Raw genomic sequence first — 3,374 nt, 5'->3', positions numbered from 1 at the left:
TTAAACAATGAATACACTTTTTTTCATCAATATTTGGATATTCAAATCCCATATCATCTATCTGCATTACTATTGCACTGACCGGACAAATCGAACAACAAGCCGCACATCCACAACACTCTTCTTTGTTCCATATTTCAGAAAGGTAGTCTTGTCTTCCGTGATTACTGTAGCCGCATTATAAGATACGAGGACGGAGCACATGAATGGCTCAGAATTCCAAGGCATCAGTGCAGCAATGATAAGTGCCGCAGAATCCACCGGATGCTGCCTGACATACTTACAAGCCTTTAACTTTTTGAATTGTCTTCTCAAATAAATACGAAAATATAACTACAACAACTACTGTAATTATTGGAAAACACCATGAAAATAATGTTGATTGAATATTCACTTTAAATATCTTACTACCCCTTCCTGCATTACATATTTTTACCAATAATTGACTAGTAACACTTTCTCCCTCCATTTAATTTTTAGTACTTTTTCTCTAATGCTATAGCACATTTATCTTAATAGGACAAGTCTTAATGCAAATTGAACAACATACACACTTTGTCTTATCAATAATCGGATATTCAAATCCCATTTCATCTTCACTCATTGTTATTGCCCGTTGTGGACAAATAGAATAACATGCTGCACAACCACAACATTCATCTTTATTATTAAAAAGTACTGGTATATCTCGCATAATTTAGTTCTCGCTTTTCATATTATTTTTTTAATATATATCTAGCTAATTTTTTTATTTTTCTATATGCTCTATGAATTATAGAAACTTTATTATATTTTTTGTAACATTTACTAAAACTCATTATATCTAAATCTTTTAAAAAGTAATATCCCTTTTCAGGTACATTAGCAGAGGCCATAAGCATTGGATTCCCGCTGAAAATAGAATCAAAGTTTTTCCTATAAATGTTAAAATTCTCCGTAATACTTTCGAATATTTCTTTACCCTTCTTTGAATTTATCAAAAGAAGTGATGTTCCCTTATCATCATCCAGTTCTTCATCAATCCCCCAAAAATCTGCAAATGTTATATCACTCTTCCTTGGAAATCCTTTAAACTTACAATTTCCACAACATGGTCGTATGTAAAAATTAGATGTCAAGTATCCCTTCATAAATAGATTATCATCTCCATCCTTAATACAATAACTGCCATCTTCAAAATCTAACCGAGTTCTTGTGGGAGATGTTTTCCATCCACCTTCTTTATATTTAAACCACACTCTGGTTATTTTTTTATTTTCTTTTTTCTCTATTTCACTTAACCAAGATCTTAGTGCTTTAGGAGAGTTCATTCCTCTACATATGAAATCCATTGTAACTAAGTTATCATAATTTTTACCCAGAAAAGCATATAAACCTGCTACCTGACAGGGAGAACCACAAAATCCCACTAATATACCATTATTCAAGTACTTTTTGATTTCAATAAATATATTTCCTATATTACTACTTATATATTTTGACTGTCGCAACGCTTCTAATTCTAATAAATCTTTAGCAATCGCATGCTCTACCATGTTATTCTTATTATATTTTGCTCCAACGACTATTCCATTGTTATTAATAATATATTTTGCAAATTCTGTAAAAGCTCCACCTGAAGTACTATAAAATCGAGTCGTCTCATTCTTTGACCATACTGCGTATGTATCTGGTCTCTCTAATCTTTCAATCATTTTTCCCATTCAACCTTTTCTCTAATTATATGCGCCGGTACTCCTCCAACCAACGCTCCTGCCGGAACATCATTTGTCACAAGTGCTCCTGCCGCTACTACTGCTCCATCTCCAATATTTACACCACTTAAAACAGTTACCCTCGTTCCTATCCATACATGATTTCCAATATAAACCGGCTTAGTATTTCTATTTCCGCAAAGTTCATGAGCATCAGAATCCATAATTGTAAAATCATGTGAGATAGCACAATCATTTCCAATAACAATTTGTTTATGACATCTTATCTTACAATCACTATTTATAAAAGAATCTCTTCCCAATTTAAGACATGCTCCATTAAACAATATTATATCCGCTCCATACATGAATGAGAAACCATCACATTCTAAAATAGAGTTTTCATCCATTCTTAAAATAGATGATCTTCCATTTTTACCAAACCTATTAGCATTTAAAGTTAAATTTCCATTTAAAATAATTTTTGATCCTTTTTTTAGCTTTAAAAAATCACATTTATCACATTCCAATATTGCATCACCATTAATATGTGATTTATAAATAAATGTAATTACTGTTCTTTTTATTTTTCTAAGTGCTCTTTTTAACATATTCTTTCCTTAATAAATATTTCTATTATTACATATGTTGGCGATACCATAAAGTATCGCCAACATATAAGCTATTTCGTAACAACCAATATTGCAGTGCTTCTCGTAACTTTACCTGTATTATCTTTCACTTCCACAAAAAATTCTCTATTTCCGGTGCTTCCTGCTGTCCATGTATAGCTTGATTCCTTAACAAATTGTGATGTAAGTCGTGACCAGCTGTCTGTATCCTTATTATGCACTAAATAACTGTATGTATATGGCGCTGTTCCTCCTGTTGCAGTTCCGCTTACAACCACCTTCTGTCCTACATTTAGCTTGCTCTTATCTGCCTTTGCGCTGATTGCAAGATTCTCTTCTTTTACAGTTGACACAGCTACTGCACTGCTTCGCACTACTTTGCCGGTACTGTCTTTTACTTCCACAAAGAATTCTCTGTTTCCGGTGCTTCCTGCTGTCCATGTATAGCTTGATTCCTTAACAAACCGTGGTGTAAGTCGTGACCAGCTGTCTGTATCCTTATTATGCACTAAATAACTGTATGTATATGGCGCTGTTCCTCCTGTTGCAGTTCCGCTTACAACCACCTTCTGTCCTACATTTAGCTTGCTCTTATCTGCCTTTGCGCTGATTGCAAGATTCTCTTCTTTTACAGTTGATACAGCTACTGCACTGCTTCGCACTACTTTGCCGGTACTGTCTTTTACTTCCACAAAGAATTCTCTGTTTCCGGTGCTTCCTGCTGTCCATGTGTAGCTTGATTCCTTAACAAACTGTGGTGTAAGTCGTGACCAGCTGTCTGTATCCTTATTATGCAGGAGATAACTATATGTATATGGCGCTGTTCCTCCTGTTGCAGTTCCGCTTACTGTTACTTTCTGTCCTACATTTACCCTGCTCTTATCTGCTTTTGCACTGACTGCAAGATTTTTCTCTGTTGACACAGCTACTGCACTGCTTCGCACTACTTTGCCGGTACTGTCTTTTACTTCCACAAAGAATTCTCTGTTTCCGGTGCTTCCTGCTGTCCATGTGTAGCTTGATTCCTTAACAAACTGTGGTGTAAGTC

Annotated in this window: 5 protein-coding genes; 1 reads left to right on the top strand and 4 read right to left on the bottom strand. The window is 34.7% G+C overall.

All coding sequences use genetic code 11. The features are described from left to right. Window positions 1-108: 108 nt before the first annotated feature. Window positions 109-294 (top strand): DUF6431 domain-containing protein, encoded by a 186-nt coding sequence (locus ACW6PM_RS02130; protein ID WP_456056082.1) that lies wholly within the window; start codon window positions 109-111, stop codon window positions 292-294. A 202-nt stretch (window positions 295-496) separates the two neighbouring features. Here ACW6PM_RS02130 and ACW6PM_RS02125 read toward each other — a convergent pair whose 3' ends face one another. From ACW6PM_RS02125 to ACW6PM_RS02110, 4 genes are all read right to left on the bottom strand, one after another. Beyond that, entirely contained in the window at window positions 497-694 is a 198-nt protein-coding gene (locus tag ACW6PM_RS02125) for a 4Fe-4S dicluster domain-containing protein (protein ID WP_456056074.1), read from the bottom strand. A 22-nt stretch (window positions 695-716) separates the two neighbouring features. Next, entirely contained in the window at window positions 717-1,703 is a 987-nt protein-coding gene (locus ACW6PM_RS02120; protein WP_456056073.1) for a Coenzyme F420 hydrogenase/dehydrogenase, beta subunit C-terminal domain, read from the bottom strand. After that, window positions 1,691-2,305: an acyltransferase gene (locus tag ACW6PM_RS02115; protein ID WP_109257840.1), complete on the bottom strand. Its 615-nt coding sequence runs from the start codon at window positions 2,303-2,305 to the stop codon at window positions 1,691-1,693. Before ACW6PM_RS02115 ends, ACW6PM_RS02120 begins: the two co-directional genes overlap by 13 nt. A gap of 71 nt (window positions 2,306-2,376) precedes the next feature. Next, the coding region (locus ACW6PM_RS02110; RefSeq protein WP_456056072.1) for a hypothetical protein at window positions 2,377-3,374 on the bottom strand (998 nt) is incomplete at its 5' end.

This window comes from Agathobacter sp. (genome assembly GCF_977054825.1).
Note: the sequence above shows the minus strand (reverse complement) of the source record. Positions and strands in the feature narration are given on the sequence as shown.